Annotated in this window: 17 protein-coding genes; 5 read left to right on the plus strand and 12 right to left on the minus strand. The window is 74.1% G+C overall.

The features are described from left to right. Window positions 1-15: 15 nt before the first annotated feature. Complete coding sequence (pepN, locus tag P2424_RS09835; RefSeq protein WP_276475387.1) at window positions 16-2,598, minus strand: aminopeptidase N; 2,583 nt, start codon at window positions 2,596-2,598, stop codon at window positions 16-18. A gap of 370 nt (window positions 2,599-2,968) precedes the next feature. Between pepN and P2424_RS09840 the strand changes: the two genes are divergently transcribed. After that, window positions 2,969-4,621, plus strand: coding sequence for a TIGR03767 family metallophosphoesterase (locus P2424_RS09840; protein WP_276475388.1), 1,653 nt, complete (start codon window positions 2,969-2,971; stop codon window positions 4,619-4,621). Between the two features lie 62 nt (window positions 4,622-4,683). Here the strand turns inward: P2424_RS09840 and P2424_RS09845 are convergent, their stop codons facing one another. Continuing rightward, window positions 4,684-5,604 carry a LysR family transcriptional regulator gene (locus P2424_RS09845; protein WP_276475389.1) on the minus strand — a complete coding sequence of 307 codons (921 nt, stop codon included), beginning with the start codon at window positions 5,602-5,604 and terminating at the stop codon, window positions 4,684-4,686. 146 nt (window positions 5,605-5,750) lie between these two features. Here P2424_RS09845 and P2424_RS09850 point away from each other — a divergent pair, with 146 nt between their 5' ends. Both P2424_RS09850 and P2424_RS09855 read left to right on the plus strand, forming a co-directional pair. Next, the gene (locus tag P2424_RS09850) at window positions 5,751-6,665 is read left to right on the plus strand and encodes a DMT family transporter (RefSeq protein WP_276475390.1); all 915 of its coding nucleotides are present in this window, start codon (window positions 5,751-5,753) and stop codon (window positions 6,663-6,665) included. 11 nt (window positions 6,666-6,676) lie between these two features. Further along, a complete protein-coding gene (locus tag P2424_RS09855; protein ID WP_276475391.1) occupies window positions 6,677-7,822 on the plus strand; it encodes a serine hydrolase domain-containing protein in 1,146 nt (381 codons plus the stop codon). Between the two features lie 10 nt (window positions 7,823-7,832). Here P2424_RS09855 and P2424_RS09860 read toward each other — a convergent pair whose 3' ends face one another. The 3 genes from P2424_RS09860 to P2424_RS09870 form a co-directional block, all read right to left on the minus strand. Continuing rightward, window positions 7,833-8,723 (minus strand): hypothetical protein, encoded by an 891-nt coding sequence (locus P2424_RS09860; RefSeq protein ID WP_276475392.1) that lies wholly within the window; start codon window positions 8,721-8,723, stop codon window positions 7,833-7,835. Window positions 8,724-8,866: 143 nt separating this feature from the next. After that, the gene (locus tag P2424_RS09865; protein ID WP_276475393.1) at window positions 8,867-9,103 is read right to left on the minus strand and encodes a hypothetical protein; all 237 of its coding nucleotides are present in this window, start codon (window positions 9,101-9,103) and stop codon (window positions 8,867-8,869) included. A 362-nt stretch (window positions 9,104-9,465) separates the two neighbouring features. Continuing rightward, the gene (locus tag P2424_RS09870) at window positions 9,466-9,747 is read right to left on the minus strand and encodes a hypothetical protein (protein WP_075001366.1); all 282 of its coding nucleotides are present in this window, start codon (window positions 9,745-9,747) and stop codon (window positions 9,466-9,468) included. A gap of 533 nt (window positions 9,748-10,280) precedes the next feature. On the opposite strand from P2424_RS09870, the gene P2424_RS09875 reads away from it, so the two are divergent. Beyond that, window positions 10,281-13,538 carry a beta-N-acetylglucosaminidase domain-containing protein gene (locus P2424_RS09875; protein ID WP_276478902.1) on the plus strand — a complete coding sequence of 1,086 codons (3,258 nt, stop codon included), beginning with the start codon at window positions 10,281-10,283 and terminating at the stop codon, window positions 13,536-13,538. 105 nt (window positions 13,539-13,643) lie between these two features. Here P2424_RS09875 and P2424_RS09880 read toward each other — a convergent pair whose 3' ends face one another. Next, window positions 13,644-14,183 (minus strand): HNH endonuclease, encoded by a 540-nt coding sequence (locus tag P2424_RS09880; RefSeq protein ID WP_019358101.1) that lies wholly within the window; start codon window positions 14,181-14,183, stop codon window positions 13,644-13,646. Between the two features lie 274 nt (window positions 14,184-14,457). Between P2424_RS09880 and P2424_RS09885 the strand changes: the two genes are divergently transcribed. Beyond that, complete coding sequence (locus P2424_RS09885) at window positions 14,458-15,441, plus strand: mechanosensitive ion channel family protein (protein ID WP_276475394.1); 984 nt, start codon at window positions 14,458-14,460, stop codon at window positions 15,439-15,441. 59 nt (window positions 15,442-15,500) lie between these two features. Here the strand turns inward: P2424_RS09885 and P2424_RS09890 are convergent, their stop codons facing one another. The 6 genes from P2424_RS09890 to P2424_RS09915 all read right to left on the minus strand — a co-directional run bounded on the left by P2424_RS09890 (window position 15,501) and on the right by P2424_RS09915 (window position 25,015). Next, window positions 15,501-16,724 (minus strand): FHA domain-containing protein, encoded by a 1,224-nt coding sequence (locus tag P2424_RS09890; protein WP_276475395.1) that lies wholly within the window; start codon window positions 16,722-16,724, stop codon window positions 15,501-15,503. Window positions 16,725-16,811: 87 nt separating this feature from the next. Then, window positions 16,812-18,167: a VWA domain-containing protein gene (locus P2424_RS09895; protein ID WP_276475396.1), complete on the minus strand. Its 1,356-nt coding sequence runs from the start codon at window positions 18,165-18,167 to the stop codon at window positions 16,812-16,814. A 151-nt stretch (window positions 18,168-18,318) separates the two neighbouring features. Then, complete coding sequence (locus P2424_RS09900) at window positions 18,319-19,644, minus strand: PP2C family serine/threonine-protein phosphatase (RefSeq protein WP_276478903.1); 1,326 nt, start codon at window positions 19,642-19,644, stop codon at window positions 18,319-18,321. A gap of 2 nt (window positions 19,645-19,646) precedes the next feature. Next, window positions 19,647-22,388, minus strand: a complete 2,742-nt coding sequence (locus P2424_RS09905; protein WP_276475397.1) for a serine/threonine-protein kinase — start codon at window positions 22,386-22,388, stop codon at window positions 19,647-19,649. Continuing rightward, a complete protein-coding gene (locus tag P2424_RS09910) occupies window positions 22,385-23,710 on the minus strand; it encodes a hypothetical protein (RefSeq protein ID WP_276475398.1) in 1,326 nt (441 codons plus the stop codon). The genes P2424_RS09905 and P2424_RS09910 overlap by 4 nt, the downstream gene beginning before the upstream one ends. 117 nt (window positions 23,711-23,827) lie before the next feature. Then, entirely contained in the window at window positions 23,828-25,015 is a 1,188-nt protein-coding gene (locus tag P2424_RS09915; RefSeq protein ID WP_276475399.1) for a glutamate ABC transporter substrate-binding protein, read from the minus strand. Between the last annotated feature and the right edge of the window lie 2 nt (window positions 25,016-25,017).

Below are 25,017 nucleotides of genomic sequence, written 5' to 3' on the forward strand. Positions count from 1 at the left end.
AGCGCCGGCGGGCCGTCAGCCCGCCGCACCCGCCGCCCGGTCCGCGGCCTGGGCCCGCAGCGCCCGCTCGACACCGGCCCTCGACTCGGTCACCAGACGGCGCAGCGCCGCGCTCGGCTCCGCCGAGGCGAGCCAGGCGTCGGTGGCGTCCAGCGTTTCCTGTGCGACCTGCAGCGCGGGGTAGAGGCCGATGGCGACCTGCTGGGCCATCTCATGGCTGCGCTGCTCCCACACGTCCTTGACGGCGGCGAAGTAGCGCTCGGTCCAGGGCTCCAGCAGGATGCGCTGGTCGGTCTGGACGAAGCCGGAGATGACGGCCTCCTGCACCGCGTTGGGCAGTTCGTCGCCCTCCACAACGGCCCGCCACGCCTCCGCCTTGGCCTCCGGGGTGGGACGTGCCGCGCGCGCGGCGGCCGCGTGCCGCTCCCCCGCCGAGGTGGCGTCACGCCCCAGTTCGGCCGCGATCTCCGCCTCGTCGGCCCGGCCGGTGGCGGCCAGCCGCTCCAGGAACGCCCAGCGCAGCTCCGTGTCGACGACCAGGCCCTCGACGGCGCGGCTGCCGTCCAGCAGCCCGGCCAGCAGATCGAGCTGAGCGTCGCTGCGGGCCGCGGCGGCGAACGCGCGCGCCCAGGCCAACTGGTGGTCGCTGCCCGGCGCGGCGGCGCGGAGCTGCTCGTCGGCGGCCTCGGCCCAGCGGGTGAGCCCGGCCTCCCGGTGCTCGGGCGCCGCGTACAGGTCCAGGGCGAGCTTGACCTGGCGCTGCAGGGACTGCACGAGGCCGATGTCGGACTCCTTGCCGATGCCGGAGAGCACCAGCTCCAGGAAGGCGCTCGCGGACAGCTCCGCGTCGCGGGCCATGTCCCAGGCGGAGGCCCAGCACAGGGCGCGCGGCAGCGGGTCGGAGAAGTCGCCCAGGTGCCGGGTGACGTTGGCCAGCGACTCCTCGTCCAGCCGGACCTTGGCGTAGGTGTGGTCGCCGTCGTTGAGCAGCAGTACGTCGGGGCGCTTGCGGTCGCGGGGCAGCGGCACCTGGGTCAGCTCGCCGTCGACGTCGAGTTCGACGCTGTCGGTGCGGACCAGCTTGCCGTCCACCAGGTCGTAGAAGCCGACGCCGAGGCGGTGCGGGCGCAGCGTCGGCTCGCCCTCGGCGCCGGCGGGCAGCGCGGGCGCCTCCTGGCGGATGGCCAGCGCCGTGAGGGTGCCGTCCGGCGCGCAGGTCGGCTCGGGGCGCAGGACGTTGATGCCCGCGGTCTCCAGCCAGGCCCGGGACCAGGTCTTCAGATCCCGCCCGGAGGTCTCCTCCAGGGCACCGAGGAGGTCGCTCAGCCGGGTGTTGCCCCACTGGTGGCGCTGGAAGTAGGCGCGGACGCCGCGGAAGAACTCCTCCATCCCGACATAGGCGACGAGCTGCTTGAGGACGGAGGCACCCTTGGCGTAGGTGATGCCGTCGAAGTTGACCAGGACGTCGTCCAGATCCCGGATCGGGGCCATGATCGGGTGGGTGGAGGGGAGCTGGTCCTGGCGGTACGCCCAGGTCTTCATCTGGTTGGCGAAGCTCGTCCAGGCGTCCGGCCAGCGGCTGCCGGGGGCGTGCGCCTGGCAGGCGATGGAGGTGTAGGTGGCGAACGACTCGTTCAGCCACAGGTCGTTCCACCACTCCATGGTGACCAGGTCGCCGAACCACATGTGGGCCAGCTCGTGCAGGATGGTCTCGGCACGGCCCTCGTAGGCGGCGTCGGTGACCTTGGAGCGGAAGACGTACTGGTCCCGGATGGTGACGGCGCCCGCGTTCTCCATGGCACCCGCGTTGAACTCGGGCACGAAGAGCTGGTCGTACTTCTCGAACGGGTACGGGTAGTCGAACTTCTCCTGGAACCAGTCGAAGCCCTGCCGGGTGACCTCGAAGATCGCGTCGGCGTCCAGGTACTCGGCCAGCGAGGGGCGGCAGTAGATGCCCAGCGGCACGCTGCGGCCGTCCGCTCCCTTCCCCTCCCAGCTGCTGTGCACCGAGTGGTACGGACCGGTGATCAGCGCCGTGATGTAGGTGGAGATCCGCGGGGTGGGTGCGAAGCTCCAGACGTTGTCCCGGGGCTCGGGGGTGGGCGAGTTGGAGATCACCGTCCAGCCCTCGGGAGCGCGGACGGTGAACTGGAAGGTGGCCTTGAGGTCGGGCTGCTCGAAGGTGGTGAAGACCCGGCGCGCGTCCGGCACCTCGAACTGGGTGTAGAGGTAGGCCTGGCCGTCGACCGGGTCCACGAAGCGGTGCAGGCCCTCGCCGGTGTTGGTGTAGGCGCAGTCCGCCACGACGACCAGCTCATGAGAGCCCTGGGTGAGTCCGCGCAGCGCGATGCGGGAGTCCGCGAAGACGGCGGCCGGCTCCAGGGGGGCACCGTCGAGAGTCACCTCGTGCACGGTCGGCGCGACCAGATCCGCGAAGGTGTCGCCCGCCTCCGCCGCCTGGAAGCGGAGCCTCGTCACGGAGCGGAAGGTGCCGCCCTGCTGCGCGCCGCTCAGGTCCAGGTCGATCTCGTACGAGTCCACGGTGAGCAGCCGGGCCCGCTCCTGGGCCTCCTCGCGCGTCAGATTCGTGCCAGGCACTTGGTTGATCTCCCCACTCTCGCGGCTCGCAGCGCTGTCGTGCTGATTGCTGAAGCCATACTTGCACGCGGTTGCGACAGCCGCTGGCGTGCGTTCCGACGCCGTTCAGACAGGGGTCATCCGGGTCGCCGATGAAACGGATGAGGGGCTTCCCCGCCCCTGTGATCCTCCGCTACCGGGAGACCGAATGCCCCGTCGCAGCCGTGTCCGGCCCGCCGACTCCGCTCCCTCTTCCCCTGCTTCCCCTGCTTCCTCTGCTCCCCCTGCCTCCCCCGCTTCCCCGGGCCCCGCCCGGATTGTCCCCACCGGCGAGTGCGCCACCGCGGCGGCCCGGCTCCACCCGCCCTCCCACCGCCCCGGGCGGCGCCGGATGCTCGGGCTGGCCGGTTCCGCGGGGGTCGCGGCAACGCTCGCCCTGGTGACCGCACCGGCACCCGCCGGCTCCGCCGCACCCGCCACCCGCACCCGGGTACGCCCGCTGCGCGCCGCACCCGCCCCTGCCGCCGGGGACGCGCCGCACGGCAACACCACCACCCTCACGCACCGCGCCGTGCCCTCCGGGGACGGCCCGTTCAAGCGGCTGGTCACCGGGCCCGGCTGGGGCCGGACGGTCCGCACCGAGCTGGCACCGGCCGGCCGGCAGCGGGCCGGCCAGGCCGTACCGCTGGCGTCGTTCGTACAGTTCACGGACTTGCACCTGGTGGATGTGCAGCACCCGTTGCGCTACGAGTACCTGCGCGCCGAGACCGCCAGTGCGTGGCGGCCGCAGGAGGCGCTGTCGGTCGCGGGAGCGGTCTCGCTGGTCGAGCGGGTCAACGCGCTGTCCGGCGGGCCCGCCACCGGCACCGCGCTCTCCTGCGTCGTGACCACGGGTGACAACACCGACAACAACTCGCGCGCCGAGCTGGAGTGGTTCGTGCAGGTGATGAGCGGCGGACGGATCACTCCCGACACCGGCGAACCCCTGCTCTACGAGGGCGTGCAGGACTCGGGGCTGCGGGACTACTGGCAGCCGGACTCGGACGTGCGCGACCGCGACAAGAACGTCGGCTACCCGAAGCTGGACGGCTACTTGCGGGCCGCTGTCCGGCAGGTGACCAGTCCGGGTCTGAAGCTGCCCTGGTACGCCACGGTCGGCAACCACGACGCCCTGCCGGGCGGTTGTTTCGCCGCGGCGGACGCCCGCGGCTTCTTCGCCGACTTCGCCGTCGGCGACCGGAAGCTGATGACCCTGTCCCGGGACCGGGCGGCACAGCTGTGGCGGGCCGTGGACCAGGGCCTCGACCCGGAGGGTGCCCGGTTCAAGGAACTGCTGCGCACCGAACGCCGCCGGATGCGGGTCGTCACCCCGGACCCGCGGCGCGCCCCGGTCACCCCGCGCGAGTACGTACGCACCCTCGCCGGGCCGCACGCGCTGGGGCACGGTCCCGCCGAGCACGGGTACACGGAGGCCAACGCCGAGGACGGCACGCTGTACTACACGTTCCGGATATCCGAGGACGTGATGGGCTACAGCCTGGACACCACCCGGCGGGACGGGCACTACAAGGGCCGGGTGGGCGCGGCACAGCTGCGCTGGCTGAAGCGCAAGCTGGCGGAACACGACGACAGCTACGCGCTCGTCTTCAGCCACCACACCAGCACCACCACCCCGGAGGGCGGTACGGAGCTGCTGGCACTGCTGCGCGACACCCCCCACGTGGTGGCCTGGGTCAACGGGCACAGCCACCGCAACAGGATCACCCCGCACAACACGTTCTGGGAGGTCAGCACGGCCTCGCACATCGACTTCCCACAGCTGGCGCGCACCCTGGAGCTGGTGGACAACAAGGACGGCACCCTCTCCCTGTTCACCACCCTCATCGAATCCGCCGCGCCGCACCGTACGGACTTCACCGACCTGTCGCAGACCGGGCTGGCCTCCCTCTACCGGGAGCTCGCCTTCAACGCTCCCGGCACCCGCAGGGGGCTGGAGGGGGACGAGGAGGACCGCAACACCGAACTACTGCTCCGCAAGCCGTGACCCGCGGGGCGAGCCGTGCCCGCCGGGCACGGCGCCGCAGCGGACCGCCCGCGCCGTGCGGCTCAGTCCGCGGCGGCGCCGACCGCTTCCCCGTCCCACTCCTCGGCGGTGAGCGCCGCCAGGCAGGCGCGGACCGAGGGGCTGTCGCCGCCCGCCCGCCAGGCCGCCCGCACCTCGCGGTGGAGCGCCGGTTGGACCGGCACGAAGCACACCCCGGGCGGGCAGGGCCACCGCCCCATGCCGGGCACCAGCGCCGCGGTCAGCCCGCGGGCCACGAACGCGAGCTGGGTGGCGTACTCGCCGACGGCGTAGCGCACCCGGGGTTCGACGCCGCGCGCCCGCAGCGCCTGGACCAGCGCCTCGTAGGGCTCGGTGCCGACCGGGCAGCTCGACCAGTCGACACCGTCCAGCTCCGCCAGGTCGACCACCTCCCGGCCGGCCAGCGGATGCCGGGCCGGGAGCGCCACCTGGACCTCCTCCACGGCGAGCGGCTTGACCCGCACGCCCTCGGGCAGCGGCATGGGGCGGCTGTGCCAGCTCTCGATCAGCAGCAGGTCCAGTTCACCGGCGAGCAGCAGCGGCACCATGTCGACGGCCTCGCCGTCCACCACGGTGGGCCGCAGCCGGGGGTGCGCCTCGGTGAGCGCGGCCAGCACGCCCGGCAGCAGGGCGCGCAGACAACTGCCGACGCCGCCGAGCCGGAGGGGCCCGAGGATCTCGTCCCCGAGGTCGGCCAGATCGCTCTCGGCGGCGGAGAGCTGCGCGACGACGCGGGCCGCGTGGTCGGCCAGCACGCGGCCCGCGTGGGTGAGTCGGACGCCGCGGCCCTGCGGCTCCAGCAGGGTGTGGCCCGCCTCGCGCTCCAGCTTGGCCAGTTGCTGGGAGACGCCGGAGGGGGTGATGTGCAGGGCGGCCGCGGCGCGTACCAGGGAGCCGTGCACGGCGACGGCGTCGAGGGCGCGGAGCCGGTCGGAGCTGAACATACGGGGGCACCTCATCGGGCGGTCGGGCGATCGGGGGTCTTACGGGGACGGGTACGCGGGCGGGCAGGATTCATCAGCGACGCTCACCGATACTGCCAACGAATCGTCGCTTTTCCTTGGCAGTCAGGGCAGGCAGAGTGACGGCCATGACCGGCACCGAAGAGAGGGCGCAGCAGGCCGCACCGCGCGGCCGACTGGCCGACGCCGCACCGGTGCCGCTGGCGGTGGCGGCCTCGGCGTGCATCTCCGCCTCCGCGATGTTCGTCAAGCTGTCCGGGGTCAACGCCGGCACCGCCGCCTTCCTGCGCTGCGCGCTGGCCCTGGTCGCCCTGGTGCCCCTCGCCCTGCTGGAACGGCGGCGGCTGGGCCCCCGACCGGTCCGCGCCCAGCGGTTCGACCTGCTGGCGGGCGCACTGCTGGGCGTCGACTTCGTCTTCTGGGCACAGAGCATCCACGACGTGGGCTCGTCCATCGCGACCGTGCTGCTCAACATCCAGATCGCCGTCTTCCCCCTGCTGGCGCTCGCCGTCACCCGTACCCGGCCCGGCGCACGCTACTGGCGCACCCTGCCCGTGCTGCTGTTCGGCGTCGCGCTGGCCAGCGGCGCCATCGGACATCCCGAGCCCGGCAGCAGCCCGGTCTCCGGGGTGCTCTACGGAGCCGGCGCCGGAGTGGCGTTCGCCGGATACCTGTTCCTGACCCGGCTGGGCGGCGGCGGGGCGCACACTCTTCACCCGGTGTGCGTCTCCACGCTGGCCGCCGGTGTCACCTCCGGGGTACTGGGAGCGCTGTGGACGGGGATCGACCCGGCGCCCGGCTGGGGCCCGCTGGGCTGGCTGACGGTGATGTCGCTGTTCGGACAGGTGCTGGCGCTCGTGCTGATGGGGCCGGCGCTGGCCCGGCTGGCGCCGGTGACCAGCGCCGCGCTGCTGCTGCTGCAACCGGTGCTGGCGCTCGTCCTCGGTGTCGTCTTCCTCGGTGAACGCCCCACCGCGACCCAGTTCGCCGGGTGCGTCCTGGTCGTCCTCGCCGTCTGGCACACCAGCCGCCCGGCTCACTAGAGTCCCCGTCCATGCACCTGCCGCGGCGCCTCCTGAGCGGGCTGATCTCCACCGTGACCGCCTTCGGGCTGATGGTGAGCTCCTCCACCGCCGCCGACCTGGGGCACACCCGCACCCGCGCGGCGATGGAGGCGCTGGTGGCGCGGGACGACGCACCGGGAGTGCTGGCGCAGGTGGCGGACGGAGCCGGGGTGTGGAACGGCAGCGCCGGCACCGCCGACTACGCCACCGGCCGCCCGCGGCTGGCCGGGGACCGGTTCCGGATCGGCAGCCTGACCAAGCCGTTCGTGGCGACGGTGCTGCTGCAACTGGAAGCGGAGGGCACGCTCGGGCTCGACGATCCGGTGGGCCGCTGGCTGCCGGACGTGCGGCTGGGCCGGTACGGCGCGGCGGTGGGCGGGCCGGAGCGGGCCGTCACGGTGCGCCAACTCCTCGGCCACACCAGCGGCATCCCCGACTACACCGAGGATCCGGCCCTGCGCGCCGCCTACTTCAGCCCGCGCTTCCCGGACGTGCGGACGCGCACGCACAGCGCCGGGGAACTGGTGCGGCGCGCCCTGACCCGCCCCCCGCTGTTCCGCCCCGGCACCGGCTGGAGCTACTCCAACACCAACTACCTGCTGGCCGGGATGGTCATCGAGCGCGCCACCGGGCACTCCTACGCGACGGAGATCGAACGCCGGGTGCTGCGCCCGCTGAAGCTGCGCGACACCTCGCTGCCCGGCACCTCGACGCGCATCCCGGGGCAGCACGGCAAGGAGTACTCCACACTGTTCGCACCGGGCACCGACCCGCCCGTCCGGGACGTCACCGCGCTCAACCCCTCGCTGGCCGGGGCGTCCGGCGAGATGATCTCCTCGACCGGCGACCTGGTGCGCTTCGTCAGCGCCCTGGCCACCGGCCGGCTGCTGCCGCCGCAGGAGACGGCCCGGATGCGGACGACACGCAGAGCGGACGCGACCGAACGCTACGGGCTGGGACTGACCGAGCGCACCCTCTCCTGCGGGGTCACGGTCTGGGGCCACGACGGCACCATCCACGGCTCCAGCACGGCGGCCTACACCACGCCGGACGGCACTCACACGATCGCCGTCAACCTCAACGGCGACTGGTCGGACGGCGCCCGCGACCTGGTCGAGGCCGAGTACTGCGACTGACCCCGGCGGCTCAGCGCGGCAGGACCGCCACGTACTCGGCGGGCGGCTGCTCCGCTGCGGCCATCAGCGCCGTCCGGACCACGGCAGCCTGCTGGGCCGGGCTCTCGCGCAGCTTCTCCGGGGTGACGTGGACGACGGTGATCCCGAACTGCTCCAGGGACTCCCGCTTGTGGGTGCAGGCGTCCCAGGCCGCCTCCGCACCGGCCCGGGGGGAACGCGCATCGATCTCCACAGCGACGGCCCGGTCCGGCCAGTAGGCGTCGACGGCACCGAGGTGCGGACCGCCGGGCACCCGCAGTTCGACGTTCCAGCACGGGTCGGGCAGTCCTTGCCCGAAGACCATCCCGTACAGCAGGCCCTCGGTCAGCGCCCGCCCCTCGGCCAGCAGACTCTCCACGGCGTCGGCGACGTGCGGCAGGCCGAGCAGCCGGGCCCTGGTGAGTTCGCGCACCACCGGCTGCGGTTCGCAGTGCCCGCCGCGCACCGCTTCGGTCAGCAGACCGCGCACCTCGTCGGCGTCGGCCGACTGGGCCACCGCGTCGGCCAGCGCCCGCGGCACGGGGGCCACCGGCAGTCCGGTGATCTCCTCCGGTTCGGGCACGATCCGGGTCCGCACCAGATGCGCGGAGGTGTAGGCAGAGCCTGCGGGGAGCGGCACCCGGGTACCCGGCCCGAGGGGCTCGCCCAGCTCCGGGACCAGCACATCGATCCGGTCGAGATCCAGCAGGGAGGGTGCGGTGGCGAAGCAGTGCAGCGCGAGCGCGGCCAGACCGGTGATCATCGCGCGGCCGGGCGGCCCGAACGGCTCGGCGCCGCCGTGCGCGTACCGGAGCGCGGCGCGCAGCCGCTCTTCGCTGGTGGGCAGTCCGGTACGGGGCGGGAGTGGTACATCGTGCGTCATGTTGTGGGCAATTCCCCACAGCCGACGGAGTGCCAACGTGTGTGACGAAGCTGTCACCGAACCCGGACAACCTCGTACTAAAGCACGGCAGTTCGACTGCCGATAGGGCGCGGCGCAGCGCGCCGGACCGGGCTCCCGCGGAGTCAGTTCTCCTTGCCGCGCTTCTCGCTCAGTGTCACCAGACCGGCGATGACCAGGAAGAGCACGAGGGGCGCTGCGACGTACAGCCCCAGGGTGTCGAGGACGCTCAGGCCGGAGCCCGGCTGGTCGCCGTCGTCGCGGGTGAGCGCGAAGGCGGGGGACGACAGCAGCGGCAGCAGCGCCGCGCCGACGGTGACCGTGCCTGCGCGCAGTGCGTTCTTCTTGACCTTGTCGCTCACACAGTCAAGATATCGGACGGGTGAGCGGGTCGCGCGCCGGGGTGCCCCTGCGGGCGGACCCCCTGTTCGGGCGGAGGTGCGGGGGCTCACGAGAGGTACGTTCCAGACGCGGGCGTTCCGTTCAAGGCGCGGGCACCTCGGGGCGCACGCCGGAGCGCGGCACAGCGGTCGGGGGCTGTGTCGTCGACCGGCCGGAGCGTGCTGCTCCAGTGCGGCACGGCCGGTGCGCGGCGGAGCGGCGGCGGGCGGTGGCGCCCAGAGCCGCGAGCACGGAGACGGCCGCCTCCCGGGCACCCGGACCCGGCGGTCCGGTGCGCTCCGGCAGGAGAGCGGGGCTCCGTGCGACGCGGCGGGCCACGCGATCAGATCTCTGCGGGCTCCGTGCCGAATCCGACCCCGGCGGGTTCGCTGGTCAGCGGCGCCTCCGCGAGCGGGGGCTCGCTGGTCAGCGGGGCGACGTCGGCGAGCGGGGGCTCACTGGTGAGCGGAGCGTCCGCGCAGCCGCAGATGCACGAGCCGTCGAGTCCGGAGTCGGGGTCGGACACACCGGACAGGTCTACCGGCTCGTGCCCTCGTTTGGAGAGTGCGCGCTGTTGGGGAAGCGGAGTCAGGGCGGAGATCAGGAGTTCAGCGGACGCGGCCACCGGGGGCCTCCGTTCGTTGACGAATGGATGGTCAGGACTCGCCCTACCCAGTAGACGGGCGCGCAGACGTGTCCGAAGAGGAAACGTGTCCCAGCTCACGCGCGTTCCCGCGGCGAATCGGCGACAACATTTCCCCGAGGGAGGAGATCCGTCGGACAAAACGGGCGCTCCGGCGAGGATTTGCGGCCTGCTCGCGGGTGCGGTCCCCGGCCTCGCCCGGTGCGGTGACCGGGGACGCAGCCGGTGCCGGGCGGGCCGGCGGGCCGTAGAATCCGTCGGCACAGGGTTTGTGGCAGATCTGTCGCCTCCCGAGGTGAGCGCGGCGCGGCACTCGCCTCTATGGTGCTGGCGGAGGCCGCAGCGGAACGGACGGCAGGCGCGCGTGCGCCGGGCCCGGGCCGCTCGGCGGAGGGGTTCCGGTCGGACATCGGGAGGAAGCGGTGGGGACAGCGCGCGGCCAGGACGACCCGAGGGTCTCCGGGTCCGGCACGGGCACCGTCCCGCGCCAGGGGGCACCGGGCGGCAGAGCCAGGATGAGCGCCGCCGCGCTCGCCGCGGCGGTCGTCTCCGGCCTGCTCACCGGCGCACCCGCCGCCCAGGCGGCCGCCCCGGCCGCACCGGACGGCCCGGCCGCCGGGAGCCGGGACGACGAGAGCACCCGCGACGGCCTGCCACCGGTCTGGCCCCGCCCGCAGAAGATGCGCGCACAGGGCGGATTCGTTCCCGTCTCCACCGCGGCCACGCTGATCGCGGACGAGGACGCCGACCCGCACGCCTTGCGCACCGTGCGGGCCACGCTGCGCGCGGCCGGGGTGCGCACGCTGCACGAGCGGCAAGCGGGCAGCGGCGGCCGATCCGCCGCCTCCGGCGGCCTCGTCGTACGGGTGGGCAGCGGGTCGGCGGGCGCGGCGCTGCGCGCTCTGCGCGCCCCCGCCCGCGGCGACCTGCCGACGGGCGGCTACCGGCTGGCCGCAGGACGGGCCGACGGGCACGACACCGTGGCGCTGGAGGGAACCGACGGCGCGGGCCTCTTCCACGCCGCGCAGACGCTCCGGCAGCTCGCCACCGAGCAGGACGGCCGGCCCGGCTTCCCCGGCGTCTCCGTCCGCGACTGGCCGACCGCCTCGGTGCGCGGCACGACAGAGGGCTTCTACGGCCAACCCTGGACGCAGCAGGAGCGGCTGTCGCAACTGGACTTCATGGGCCGCACCAAACAGAACCGCTACCTGTACGCGCCGGGGGACGACCCCTACCGCCAGGCGCCCCGCTGGCGCGACCCGTACCCGGCGGCACAGCGCGCCGACTTCCGCGAGCTGGCCGACCGCGCCGAGCGCAACCACGTCACCCTCGGCTGGGCGGTCTCACCCGGTCAGGGACTGTGCTTCTCCTCCCCCGAGGACCGCAAGGCGCTGCTGCGCAAACTGGACGCCATGCGCGCGCTGGGCGTGGGCGCCTTCCAACTGCGCTTCGAGGACGTCAGCTACACCGAGTGGCACTGCGACCAGGACGCCGACACCTACGGCTCCGGCCCCGCCGCCGCGGCCCGTGCCCAGGCCGAGCTGGCCAACGCCGTGGCCGACCATCTGGCCACCCGCCACCCGGACGCCGCACCGCTGTCCGTGGTGCCGACGGAGTTCTACCAGAAGGGCCGCACCCAGTACCGGGCCGCGCTGGCCGGGAAGCTCGACGACCGCGTGGAGATCGGCTGGAGCGGGGTGGGGGTGGTGCCGCGCACCATCAGCGGCGCCGAACTCGCCCGCGCGCGCAACGCCTTCCCGCGGCACCGCCTGGTGACGATGGACAACTACCCGGTCAACGACTTCGCCTCGGACCGGATCTTCCTGGGGCCCTACCGGGGCCGCGAACCCGCCGTCGCCTCCGGTTCGGCCGCGCTGCTGACCAACGCGATGAAGCAGCCGCTGGCCTCCCGCATCCCGCTGTTCACGGCTGCGGACTACGCCTGGAACCCGCGCGGCTACCGTCCCAAGGAGTCCTGGCGGGCCGCGGTGGACGAGCTGGCGGGCGGCCGCGGCAGCTCCGCCGACGCCCGCGCCGCGGTGCACGCGCTGGCGGGCAACGACGCCTCCTCGATGCTCGGCAGCGACGAGTCCGCCTATGTGCGGCCGCTGCTGGAGAACTTCTGGCGGGAGTACGAGAACGGACCGGGCTCCGGGCTGGACCGGGCCGCCGAAGAACTCCGCGACGCCTTCACGACCATGCGCACGGCGCCCTCGAAGGTGCCCGAGGGGCTCGGCCGGGAGGTGAAGCCGTGGCTCACGCAGCTCTCGCGGCTCGGCGCCGCAGGCGAGCGGTCGGTCGACATGCTGGTCGCACAGCTCGGCGGCGACGGAGCCGCGGCCTGGAAGGCGCAGTTGGAGGTGCGGCGGCTGCGCGCCGAGAGCCGCGGCAGCAAGGTCACCGTCGGCAAGGGCGTGCTCGCGGACTTCACGGACAGGGCACTGAAGCAGTCCGAGAACTGGAGCGGCGGCCGGCCCGGATCGAAGGGGAAGTCCGGCTCCGCACGGACCGGCAAGGGCGACGAGCGCGGCACCGGCGGCAGCGGATCCCGGCCGAGGGTGAGCGGCAGCCCGGAGGGCGCTCCCGACCACCCGCTCTCCGCCGCCGCCGACGGCGATCCGAGTACCTCCTACCACGCTGCGGTACCCCCGGCCACGGCCACCTTCACACCCGAGCAGCCGCCCATGCTCGTCCCGCCGGCCGCCGCGGCCGGATCGGGCGCCGACGACGAGAACGGCGCGGACGGCGGCCGTCCGGCGCGGGAAGCGCTGACGATGCGGCTGCCCGAGGCCCGCCCGCTGCGCGCCGTCACCGTGCTGACCGGCCCGGACTCGGGCACCCGGGGCACCGTCGAGGCACATGTCCCCGGCGAGGGCTGGCAGCGGCTGGGGGCGCTCTCCCGGACCGGCTGGACGCATCTGGCCACCGGGGGGCACGACGCGAGGGCCGACGCGGTGCGGCTGGTGTGGAGCCAGGACGCGAAGCCGCCGGTCGTCCACGAGATCACCCCCTGGTACGCCGACACCCCCGAAGCCTCCCTGTCGCTGCCGCGCAGCACCGTGGACGCGGCGATCGGCGGCGGCACCACCCGCGTCACGGCGCGGCTGACCGGCAACCGGCCGACCGACGTGCGGGACAAGGTCACTGTGCACGCCCCCAAGGGCTTCACCGTGCGCACCCCGTCCCGCACCACCGTGCGGCGGGGCGGCACGGTGGACGTGCCGCTGCGGATCAGCGCCGACAGCTCGGTCGGAACGGGCAGTTACCGCATCCCGGTCTCCTTCGGCGGGGAGCGCCGCACGCTCACCGTACGGGCCTATCCGCGCACCTCCGGGCCGGATCTGGCCCGCGGGGCCCGCGCGGCCTCCTCCGGGGACGAGACGAAGGACTTCCCGGCCGCCGCGGTCGCGGACGGCAAGCGCGGCACCCGCTGGTCCTCCCCCGCCGAGGACGGCGCGTGGGTGCAGGTGGAACTGGCCGAACGCGCCCGCGTGGGACAGGTCGTCCTGCGCTGGCAGGACGCCTATGCGGCGCGCTACCGGATCCAGGTCTCCCCCGACGGCAAGCACTGGCGCACCGCCGCCACGGTGCGGGACGGCGAGGGCGGCAAGGATGCGGTCCGGATGGACTCCCCCAAGGACACCCGCTTCGTCCGGGTGGTGGGCGACAAGCGGGCGACGCGCTTCGGGATCTCGCTGTGGTCGATGGAGGTCTACGCCGTGGATTCCGCGGGCCGGGCCAAGCACGCCCGGCGGGACGGCGACGAGGGGTAGCTCCCGGGAGCCAGGGGGCGCCGCGGGCGGCACCCCCTCGGGACGTCTGCCGACGTACGAAGGCCGCACCCCGCGGGGCGGGGGCGGCACGACAAAGCCCGGGTCTCAGGCAGTGGATCTGCCGTCGATCCGGGCGAGATCGTCATCCGCGCCGTACGGCTGGAGGTAGGGGAGCCACCGTGGGTCCCTGTGCCCCGTGCCGATGATGCGCCAGGCGAGGCCGGAGGGCGGGGCCGGTTGATGGCGCAACCGCCAGCCCAGCTCGGCGACCTGGCGGTCGGCTTTCACATGGTTGCAGCGGCGGCAGGCCGCCACGACGTTCTCCCAGGCGTGCGCCCCTCCCCTGCTGCGGGGGATGACGTGGTCGACGCTGGTTGCGATGCCACCGCAGTAGGCGCAGCGGCCGCCGTCCCTGGCGAACAGCGCACGGCGGGTGAGGGGGACGCTGCCGCGAAAGGGCACCCTCACGAACCGCTTGAGACGGACGACGCTGGGGGCGGGTATGACGTGGGTGGCGCTGTGCATCAGGGCGCCGGAGTCCTCGAGGCTGATCGCCTTCCCGTTGAGGACGAGTACGAGCGCGCGGCGGAGCGGTACGACGCCGAGCGGCTCGTACGACGCGTTGAGGACCAGGACATGCGGCACGGTGCCTCCTTGTACGTCGGCGGCGCGTGGCTCGCGCCGGGACGATCTCCCCTCAGTGTGTCCCGTGCCCTGGTCACTCCGCCACCACGACCGGGAAAGGAGATGTGCGTGTTTTGGACCACACCGGCCGCCTTGCGGCCGGAACGGCCTCCCCGCCCGAACGCCTGGCCCCATACTGCTCGGTGGCACCGAATGTGAAGTCCCTGCGCCGTTAGTGTGGTGCCGGCATTCGTACGGGTGCCTTGTTGAGGTGACACGCACGGAAGGTCGACCTGTGTACTGGCTGCTCAGCGCATCGCCCCCGCCGGACGGCCCCCAGCCGCCGAAGTCCCTGGAGGACGCCCAGGACAGTGCGGGAGAGGCGGCCGGCTGGGTCCAGGAGCACTGGTCGGAGTGGCTCGCCTCCGGGGTGCGCATCGTGTTCGTCTGCGTCATCGCGGTGGTGCTGCGCTACCTGGTCCGGCGCGCGATCACCCAGCTGATAACCCGGATGAACCGCAGGTCCGAGATCAGCGACAGCGGCAAGGCGCTGCGCGGGCTGCTGGTGAGCGGCGAGCGGCGCAAGCAGCGGTCCCAGGCGATCGGCTCCATCCTGCGCTCCGTCGCCTCCTTCGTGATCATGGGTACCGCGGCCCTGACGGTGCTCTCCGGGCTGGGCATCAACCCCGCGCCGCTGCTGGCCAGCGCCGGTGTCGCGGGCGTAGCACTGGGTTTCGGCGCCCGCAACCTGGTGACGGACGTCCTGGCGGGGATGTTCATGCTGCTGGAGGACCAGTACGGGGTCGGCGACCGGGTGGACGCCGGAGAGGCCTCCGGCGTCGTCCTGGAGATCGGACTGCGGGTGACGCAGCTGCGCGGGGACGCGGGCGAGATCTGGTACATCCGCAACGGCGAGATCAAGCGCATCGGCAACCTCAGTCAGGGCTGGTCCATGGCCGCCCTGGACGTGCGGGTACGCGCCGAGGAGGACCTGGAGGAGGTCCGGGCCGTGGTCGTCGCGGTGGGCCAGGAGATGAGCAAGGAACGCCCCTGGGACGAGATCCTGTGGGAGCCCGTGCAGGTGCTCGGCCTGGACGAGGTGACGCTCGACTCCATGGTGCTGCGCGTCTCGGTCAAGACCATGCCCGAGAAGAACCTGGCGGCGGAGCGGGAGCTGCGCTGGCGGGTGAAGAAGGCGCTGGACGAGCGCGGCATCCGGATCGTCGACGAGCCCTCGCTCGCCCTGCAGTCCCTGCCGTCGCCCTCCCTGGAGAAGTAGGCGGGGGGGCGTGCGCGGCCGCGCCGCCACGCCCCCTGCGGCCGGAGCTGCCGTTCGACCTACCGGCGCACCAGCGTGATCGTCGTCCACGCGCCCACGTGGACCCGGTCGCCCTCCTTGAGGGGGACGGGCACGAAGGGCTGGACCGGGTCCTCGGCGCCGTTGATGGTGGTGCCGTTGGTGGAGTCCTGGTCGACGACGGACCAGCTGCCGTCGGGCTGCTGCACCAGCAGCGCGTGCTGATGCGAGACCCCGGGGTCCTCCGGGGAGCGGCCCAGATCGATGTCCGGGGCCTCTCCCGTGGAGGCGCGGCGACGGCCGATGGTGACCTGCGGGCCGGTGAGCGGCAGCTGCTGCTCCGGGGAGTACGCGGGAAGGTTGAGCGCCGCCGCCTCGGGGCCGCTGCGCTGCATCATCGCCATGAAGTAGGCACGGTCCGGGGCGATCATCGCCGTCCACGAACCGCCGCCCTGCGGCACTCCGCCGCCCTGCGCGGCGTGCTCCGGCATGCCGTGCTCCGGTGCGCCGTGCTCCGGTGCGGGCAGACCGCCGTACTCCGCGGGCCCACCCTGCTGCGGGGAGCCCGGGCCGGGGCCGTGCCCGCCCGGTACACCGGGTGCCGGAGGCGCGGGCGGGCCGGGCGGGGCCGGGGGCGGTCCGGGGTGTCCGCCGGGCACCTGCGGCGGCGCCGGGGCCGCCGGGGGCGCGACCATCTGCTGCTCGGTGGGGCCGGGCGGGGACAGCTCCCAGTCGCCGCCCGCGGGCTGAGCATGCGGGCTCCCATACGGGTCGGCGAGGGGATCGGAGGGGTAGGGCTGCCGGTCCGGGCCGGGGAAGCCGCCGGGGCCCTGCGGTCCCGGGCTGTCGAATCCGGGCGGTGCGGGCGGCGCGGCGGGGGCCGGGAAGCCGGGACGGGCGGCCTGGGGCTGCTGGCCGGGCGGGGCGTAGGTGGTCGGCGAGTGGGTCAGGAAGTTGTAGCGGCACTCCTCGCAGAAGGGCGCCTGGGACTCGCGCGGCGTCCCGCACTGGGGGCACGGCTCGGGCGGGCCCGAGCCGGGTCCCGGGTAGCCGTAGCCCTGCCCGGGGCCGTGTCCGGGCGGGGGCGGGCCGGGCGCGGGCGGCGGACCGGGCGGGCCCGGGTAGCCGTAGCCGCCCGGAGCGGGCGGCTGAGGGGGCGGCGGTGCGGCACCGGCGGGCGACCCCGGCGCTTCGGCCATGCGGTGGCCGCAGACCTCGCACCAGTCGTCGGCCGCTGACTGGTGGCCGTTCGGGCAAGTCGGCATGGTGGTGCCTCCCCCTCCGTGCTCCTGCTCGTCGGTACCTGCTGGTGCGGGTCGCGCCGGTCGTGCGGAGGCGCCGCGGCCGGGACGCTAGCGCTTCACGCGGACCGTCTTGGTGGACCGCGTCTCCAGCGTCATCTCGTCAGCCTCGGCGACCTTCGTCTTCAGTCGAACAGTACCCGTCGCGGCATCCACCACGTCGACCACCTTCGAAAGCAGTTTCGCAGTATCCGTGTTCCCCGACGCGTTCGCCAACTGCACTGCTCGCCCCAGTTTGGCCGTTGCGCCCGCTTCGTCCCCCGCCTTTCGGAGATCGAGCCCCGTACGGATCACCTGGGCCAGTTCGGCCTGCCCCGTGTAGTGCGCCACCTGCGGATTGATGGAGGTGGTGGCCGCCAGGTCGTCCGTCCACACCGCGCGCACCAGCCCCTGCCCGAGTGTCTGCGCGGAACCGCCGTCCGGCGCGGGCAGCACCAGCGAGACCCGCGCGGCGAGCATCTCCTGGCCGATCCCGGCGGCCGGCACCTCCACACAGACGTGGTAGTCGCGCGACTCGTCCCCCCAGGACCCGGTCGGGTAGTCACCGGCGCGCGGACCCGCCTCCGTGCGGCGGTCGGTCAACTCCTCGACCGTGGGGGCCACCTGCTTGACGAACGCGATCCGGGAGCCCTGCGGGGTCCACAGCCGCAGCGCCACATCGGCGACCTCCTTGCCCATGGCGCTCTCCATCATCCTGGTGAAGTCCGCCGCCAGACCGTCCGGATCGGCCACGATGTCGGCGGTGCCGAGCAGCGCCGAGGCGATCCCGGTGACCTCCTGGACCTCCCAGTCGGTGCCCACCCCCCGTGCGTCGCAGGTGAAGTGGCCCGCGCACGCCTCCAGCGCCGCGCGCAGCGCGGCGGGTTCCTCGTGCTCGTTGCGCCCGTCGGTGAGCAGGATGCCGTGCCGGATGGTGACGTCGGCGGCGCTCAACAGCCGGTCGGCCAGCCGCAGCCAGGTGCCGATCGCGGTGCCGCCGCCCGCCGACAGGCCGCGCAGCGCATCCTTGGCCTGCGCCCGGGTGGTGGCGTCGGCCACGGCGAGCGCACCGCCGCCGGGGAACACCTCCTTCGCCTTGTGGGTGCCCGCCACGACGGCGAAGGAGACACCGTCCCGGAGCGTGTCGATCGCGGCTGCGGTGGCGTCGCGCGCGTTGCGCATCTTGGTGGGCGGATAGTCCATCGAGCCGGAACAGTCGAGCATGATGACGACCGCCGCGTCAGCCCCCTCCGCCGCCGGCACCCGGCCCGGCTCGGTCACCGGCAGCGTCATGCCGCCCGTCGTACCACCCCCCGTGGAGGTGACGGTGACCACGGCGTTGACCTCTCGGGCGCCTTCGGGCAGGTACGCGTTCTGGTAGACGTCCACCGAGAAGCGCGGCGCGTTGGACTTCGCGAAGTTGGCCATCTGTTCCGCTCCTGTTTGCTCTACAGCGACAAGTGGACAACGGGGCGGAGTGGAAGTGCGATGGTGCGTGCGGTACTTCCCCCCGGACAGCGCTCCCGTCGCCCCCGGCACCGCACAGCGATGTCCGAAGGCCCCCCGCGGCGGGCTCGGTTCAGGCCGGGCCCGCCCCTCCCGACGGCGCGGGGAACGGCAGCACGGCCACCGTCACGTTGTCGTGCCCGCCGCCGTCCAGCGCATAGCCGACCAGGTGCTGCGCGGCCTGGAGGGGGCGCGCCGAGGCGTCGGCCGGCACGGCCGCGGCCATCTCCCCCGCCGACTCGGCGTAGTTCCACAGGCCGTCCGTGCACACCACCACGACACCGGGCTGTTCGGGTTTGAACGAGCAGGTGTGCGGGTCGATCTCGTAGGCGTCCGCGCCGAGCCAGCCGGTGATCGCGTGCGCCCGCGGGTCCGCGTAGGCCTCGGCCTCGTTCATCAGCCCAGCGGCGACCATCTGGGCCGCCCAGGAGTCGTCCTCCGTCAGCCGCGCGGGGGCCGAGACACGGTCGTCGGGCACCCAGTAGGCGCGGCTGTCGCCGATCCAGCCGACGGTCACGACACCCTCCACGCTGATCGCGCCGACGACGGTGCAGGCCGGAGCGTTCTTGGACGGCTCGACCGGGGTGTCGGCGGCCAGCGCGTTGACCGCTTCGGAGGCAGCCAGCAACGCGTCGTGCATGGCCTGCTGCGGGTGGCGGCCGGCCGGCAGCGCCCGGCGCAACGCCTCACCCGCGGCCTCGGCCGCCGCCGACGACGCCTCGTCGGGACGGGTGGCCGAGGAGACTCCGTCGCAGACGACGGCGAGGGTCGCGGGCGCACCCTCCGGGATGGCCGCCTCGGCGATGGCGAAGTAGTCCTCGTTGCGGTGGTGCCGCAGCCCCCGGTCGCTGGCGGCCGCGACGGTCCCCAGCGCGGACTCCATGTGGTCGCGTTCCCGGGGCTGCTTGTGGCCGCAGTGCTCGCAGTAGCCGTCGCTGTCGATCGTCCCGGTGCCGCAGGCCACGCACGTCGGCCCCGGGAACTGCGGGCCGGCGGCGGGCGCACGGGGGTCGGAGGCCGCCGCGGCGGACCGCGCCGCAGGGGGCGGCGGAGGCGGCGGCACGCTCGGGACCGGGGGCACCGGACCCGGGCCGGCCGGGCCGCCGGCGGGCGCACCCGGCGCCGCGGAAGGCGCCGGGCCGGATCCGGCCTGCGGCGGCGCTGCCGGGGGCGGCGGCACCGGAGGCGGCGCCGGGACTTCCTGGCCGGGCGGCGCTGCCGCCGGCAGGCCGTCCGGGAGCGTGGGTTCCCGGCGCGGCGCCGGAGGGGTGCCCCGGCCGGCTGCGAGGCCCTGCACGGCGGCTGCCAGATCCGCACCGCAGGCGCCGCAGAAGCGGTCGCCCTCCTCGAGCGGTTCCGCACAGCTCGGGCAGGCGGAGAGTTGGTCCAACTGAGGCATGGTCACACCCACGTCCTGGGGCGGAAACGGTTGGCCCGCTCCACCAGTTCGATCCTCGCGGTTCCGCTCTGCGCATGCCGGGCGAGCAGCCGGTAGGAGCGCTCCAGGCCGAAGCGCAGCCCCTCTTCGGTGAGCGGACTGTCCAACAGCCGTACCCCGGCACCCGGCGGTGCCCCCGGTGCACCCGCAGGCGCGGGCCCGGAGGAAGCAGCCCCCCGGGCGGGAACAGCCTGGCACAGCAGCCAGTCGAGTGCGCACCCGAGTACCTCGCAGGTCAGCTCGTGGCGGCGCACCTCGTCCAGCCCGACGTGCTGGAGATCGGCCACCTGCTGCGCTGCCGCGCGCAGTTCCTCCAGCAGCGGCTCGTGCGGCGAGCGCTGCCGCAACCGGGCGCGAACCGCCGCGATGCGCGCCGGGGTGTAGTGGATGGAGGACTCCGGCACCGACTCCAGCACCTGGACGGCGCCCGGCCGGTCGCCGGCCGCGAGCCGCACCCGGGCCAGCCCGAACGCGGCGCTCACGTACGACGGGTCGGTGGTCCACACCAGCCGGTAGTACTCGGCCGCGTTGTCCAGCTGGCCGAGCACCTCCGCGCAGCAGCCCAGGGCCAGCTTGGGTGCGGGCTCGCCGGGGAACGCGTCGTAGACCGCGTCGAAGGAGAGCGCGGCGGTCTCCCGGTCGCCGGTCGCCAGCGCGGCCAGGCCGCGGTACCACACGACCCGCCAGTCGTCGGCGTGCCGGGCCTCCAGGGCGTCCAGCGCGTCGAGCGCGGCCCCGGCGCCCTCCTGCCCCGCGTCGCTCTCCAGGAGGGCGCGCAGGGTACGCAGCCGCAGCTCCGGCGAGTCGGCCGGCGCCCCGTCCAGCGCGGTGAGCAGCTCGGCGGGCGAGGAAGCCGACAGCCCGGCGAGGAAGCCCGCGTTGGGGTCGGCGGCGTCGACGCGCGGGACGGGCAGCGCCAGTGCCGTCAGCCGGGTACGGAACGGAGCCAGCTCGACCACGCGCGCGGGAGCGGCGTCCGGGCTCCCGGCGCCGCCCGGCGGCGGGAACGAGGCGAGCGGCGCGGGCGGCGCGGTACGGGCCGGCGGCACCTCCGGCGCACCCGCCGGGGCGGGGGTGGGAGGCACGGCGGCGCCGCCCGCGGCCTCCGGCACGGTGGCAGCGCTGCCGGACGCCGCGGAACGCCCCGCGCCCGCGAGCGCGGCCGGCCGGGCGCGGCGCTTCCCCGCCGCCGGATCGCGCGCCCCCAGCAGGGAGGCGTCGCCGGACCGGGGCGCGAACAGCTCGGTGTCCACGACCCGCGGTTCCGGGCCGAAGAGGGTGGACAGGGCGGGGCGCGGCTTCCCGGTCTGCAACGCCACGACCTCCCGGAGGACCCCCAGAAGCTGGTCGGCCATCTCCTGCGCGGAGGCGAACCTGCGGCGCGGGTCGGGGTCGGTCGCCCGCACCAGGAACCGGTAGAAGGACTCGTACCGCTGGAAGACCCCGATGTTCTCCGGGTTGGGCAGGCTGTCGACGTAGACGTTGGTGTAGCCCTGGAAGTCGAAGGTCAGGACGGCGAGGGTGCGCGCCACGGTGTACAGGTCGGAGGCGACCGAGGGGCCCTCCTCGGCGACCTCCGGCGCCTGGTACCCGACGGTGCCGTAGATGGCGCTCTCGTCGTCGTCCATGCGGCGCACCGCGCCCAGGTCGATCAGCTTGAGCTGGTCGCCCTGCTGTATCGCGTTGTCGACCTTGAAGTCGCAGTAGAGCAGGTTGCGGCTGTGCAGATGTCCCAGGGCCTCCAGGGCCTCGATGCCGTAGGCGCACGCCTGCTCCACGGGCAGCGGGTCGCGCTTCCCCGCCGGGGTGCGCCGGTCGTTGGCGATCTGCTTGAGGGAGCTGCCGCCGACGTACTCCATCACGATGTAGCCGTCGAGGCTGCCGGTGCGCTGGTCGAGGTGCTCGACGAAGTTGTAGATGCGGACGATGTTGGAGTGCTCGATCTCCGCCAGGAAGCGGCGCTCGGCGATCGCCGCCGCCATCGCGTCCTGGTCACCGGTGTCCAGCAGCCCTTTGAGGACGACCCAGCGGTCCGAGACGGCCCGGTCGACGGCCAGGTAGACCCAGCCGAGTCCGCCGTGCGCCAGGCAGCCCGCGACCTCGTACTGTCCGTGCACGATGTCCCCGGGACGCAGCTTGGGCACGAACGAGTACGGGTGGCCGCATTTGGTGCAGAACCCCTCCGTGCGGCCCGGCCGGTCGCCGCGCGCCCGCCCCACCGCCGCGCCGCACTCCCCGTTGCTGCAGAAGCGCTTGCGCTCGGGCACCTCCGGGTTCGCCAGGACGACCCCGGCCGGATCCGGCCGGGGCACCTGCGGGATCTGCACCAGTCCGGCGCCCAGCCTGCTCCGCCCGGAACTCTTGGCGGAGGTGCTGGAGCTGCGGACGGAGACCGAGCGCTCGGTGCCGGGCCCGGACAGCGAGCGGGAGAGCCGCCCGGAGACCGAGCGGCGCGAGGAGCGCGAGCGCGCCGAGCCGCGGGAGGAGGTCCGCGACGAGCCCGAGCGCGCCGAGCCGGAGGAGCGGCTGTGCCGCGCCGCGCCGGTCATCCCGGTGGGCGCCGCGCCCAGCATCCCGCCGGGTGCCACCACGGGGGCGAGCCCGCAGGTGCCGCAGTACAGCTCGCCCCCTCCCATGTCCTCGTACCCGCCGTCGCACTGCGGCCGCTGGCACGGCCGCTCCGGTGCGCTCGTCTGCTCGCTCACTCTGCCCCCATGTTCATCGCTCCGCCCGCGGCGTCCCTGGTCTGCCGCCGGTGCTGCAGTGCCTCCTGTGCGGCCCGTTGGTAGCGCAGTACGGCGTCCTCCGCGGCCCGCAGGTCGCAGGGGGCGCTCCACAGCATCCGGCGCGCCGTGTCGTAGCGCTCGATGAGCAGGCTGTCCTCGGCCAGACCGTGCTGGGCCACCTTTGCCTTGTACGCGTCCAGGCGGCCGCGCAGTTCCGCCCGCACGGCCAGTGGCGCGGTGACGGCCGAGAGTTGGGACCGGGCCCGCTCCAGTTCGTCCTCGGCGCTCGCCTCCAGTTCCTCCAGCAGCGGTGAGAGCCGGTGCCACTGCGCGTACCTGCGGTGCTCGACGGCTTCGGCGAGCCGGCTGTGCAGCACCGCCGGCGGTCCGCTGACGGCGGGCACCTCGGAGGCGGCGATCTTGGCCAGCACCTCGCCGCGCGCCGCGCGGGCCTCGGCGAGTGTGCGGTCGGCGCGGGTGAGCAGGTCGCGCAGCTTCATCAGCCGCTGTTCGGCGTCCTGCCGCACGGCGAGCACGGCGTCGATCTCGCGCCGTACCTCCTCCAGCGCGCGGGCTGCGCTGTCGTAGCGGGTGGTGTCCGGTCTGCCGCCGCCCGGCGCGCCACTGCCTCCGGTGGGTGTCCAGAAGGCGAGCGGATCCCGGACGACCTCCTCGCGCAGCGCGGTGAGTTCGGCCGTGATGCGCTCCAGGTCGTCGGCGGACGGATGCTCACCGGGGCGCACGCCCACCGAGTGCGCCAGAGAGCGCACGCGGCCCAGTTCGGCGGCGAGCATGTCGATCCGGGCCGGCAGCGCGGACCACACGGAGTCGGCCGCCGCCACCACGTCGAGTGCCTGCGCGTACCACCCGTTCATCCGCTCGACGAGCTGCCCGAGGGTCAACTCCTCGGCGAGCTTCGGCGCCCCGGACAGGCTCGCCCCCGCGGTACCGGGCAGCCCCGCGCCGGGGACGGTGAGGGTGCCGCGCAGCAGCCGGGTCAGCTCGACCAGGTCGTCGCGGCTGGGCCAGCGGCGGCGCTCCCGCAGCCCGCGGGCCTGGCGCAGGGTGCGCGCGTAGACCTCGAACCCGTTCCACAGCGCGGTGATGGCGGCCTCGGCCCGGGCCCAGCGGTGCGCGGTCGTCCCGGCGAGCTCGGCGCCCTCCAGGAGCCTGCGCCCGGCGTGGTCCTGGAGCGCGAGCAGGGAGGACTCCACCGCCTCGTGCTCGGCGTCGAGCCGCTCCAGCACCCGGTCGGTCTCCTCGCGGCTCATCACCTCTCCGGCGGCTCCCGCGGACCCCATCGATCACCTCGCTGTTCGACTCGTACTCACGGCGCCGTTCCCACGAACCGGTTCCGCGGCGGCCACGTCGGCAGCCGCCTCGGCGGCCCTCTCCGCAGCGCGACCGCCGCGTCCGGTTCAGTCGCGGTAGAGCGGCTCGGGCGGTGCGGGCTTCTTCCCTTCCGTACCCATCATGTCGTCGGCCAGCCAGCGGTCGTAGGAAGACTTCCATTTGTGCTCGCGGTAGTCCTCCAGCACCTTGTTGACCCTGCGGACCAGATCCTCGTCCTCGAGGTTCATCGCGACGCCGTACGGCTCCAGCGTCTCGGGCTGCCCCACGAGTTCGACCGAGGGGTCCTGCGCGGCCTGCCCCGCGCCCAGGGCGCTGTCGGTGACCGTCGCGTCCGCCTCGCCGAGCTGCATGCGCACCAGGCAGTCGAGCTGGTTCGGCACGACGACCGGGCGCGCGCCCAGTGCCGCGTAGGCGGGGGTCTTCATCATCTTCTCCGCCGTGGAACCCGATGCGTAGCACACGTGTTTGCCGCGCATGCTGCTGTCGAAGCCCTTGACGCGTGCGTGCTTCTTGGGCACGACCAGTTGCTGGCCCGCCTGGAAGTACGCGGTGGAGAAGGCGACCTGCGCGCGCCGGAGGCAGTTGATGGTCATCGTCCGCACGACCATGTCCACATCACCACTCTGGATGGCAGGGACACGCTGGTCGGTGGGGATGGTGCGGTAGACGATCCGGTCGGCTCCGTCCTTCCCCAGCAGATCCCGGGCGATCGCCTTGACCAGGTCGATGTCGAAGCCCTCGATGGTGCCGGTGGCCGGGTCCCGGTAGCCCCACAGGTAGCTGTTCTGGTCGACACCGACAACCAGTTTGCCCTTCTTCTTGATCCGCTCGACCGCCTTCCCCGAGGCGCCGGACGGCTTGAGGCTCTCCGCCGGATTGCTGCCGTCCGCGCACTTCTCCGGCCGCGGCTCGGCCCCGGGCTCGGTGGCGGAGGCGGGCCGTGCCACCGCGGCACCCGGGCCGGAGCGCGCCGCCGCACGGTCCGCCGAGGTGCCGCCCGGGGCTCCGGCGCCCCCGACCGCGGAGACCAGTACCGCCCCGGCGACCGCCAGGCCGCCCACGGCGACGGCCGACGGCCTGCGGAAGGCGCCGCCCGGCCGCCCCCGTGCGGGCACCCGCCCGCTCCGGCGGCCCGACTCGCGCCTGTCGTCGGGGCCCCGGCCCACCGCACCGCCGGGACCCCGCACCCCCGGCGCGTCCGGCGCGTCCGGCGCGTCCGGCGTGTCCGCTCCCGTTGCTCCCGTCGCCGACATGG

Source organism: Streptomyces sp. WMMB303 (assembly GCF_029351045.1).
Classification (GTDB): domain Bacteria; phylum Actinomycetota; class Actinomycetes; order Streptomycetales; family Streptomycetaceae; genus Streptomyces.

Coding starts and splice junctions, on each gene's coding strand:
- P2424_RS09890 (WP_276475395.1), bottom strand. CDS start 16,724: ATGCCGACTTGCCCGAACGGCCACCAGTCAGCGGCCGACGACTGGTGC.
- P2424_RS09840 (WP_276475388.1), top strand. CDS start 2,969: ATGCTCGGGCTGGCCGGTTCCGCGGGGGTCGCGGCAACGCTCGCCCTG.
- P2424_RS09845 (WP_276475389.1), bottom strand. CDS start 5,604: ATGTTCAGCTCCGACCGGCTCCGCGCCCTCGACGCCGTCGCCGTGCAC.
- P2424_RS09860 (WP_276475392.1), bottom strand. CDS start 8,723: ATGACGCACGATGTACCACTCCCGCCCCGTACCGGACTGCCCACCAGC.
- P2424_RS09900 (WP_276478903.1), bottom strand. CDS start 19,644: ATGCCTCAGTTGGACCAACTCTCCGCCTGCCCGAGCTGTGCGGAACCG.
- P2424_RS09875 (WP_276478902.1), top strand. CDS start 10,281: ATGAGCGCCGCCGCGCTCGCCGCGGCGGTCGTCTCCGGCCTGCTCACC.
- P2424_RS09855 (WP_276475391.1), top strand. CDS start 6,677: ATGCACCTGCCGCGGCGCCTCCTGAGCGGGCTGATCTCCACCGTGACC.
- P2424_RS09910 (WP_276475398.1), bottom strand. CDS start 23,710: ATGGGGTCCGCGGGAGCCGCCGGAGAGGTGATGAGCCGCGAGGAGACC.
- P2424_RS09895 (WP_276475396.1), bottom strand. CDS start 18,167: ATGGCCAACTTCGCGAAGTCCAACGCGCCGCGCTTCTCGGTGGACGTC.
- P2424_RS09915 (WP_276475399.1), bottom strand. CDS start 25,015: ATGTCGGCGACGGGAGCAACGGGAGCGGACACGCCGGACGCGCCGGAC.
- P2424_RS09850 (WP_276475390.1), top strand. CDS start 5,751: ATGACCGGCACCGAAGAGAGGGCGCAGCAGGCCGCACCGCGCGGCCGA.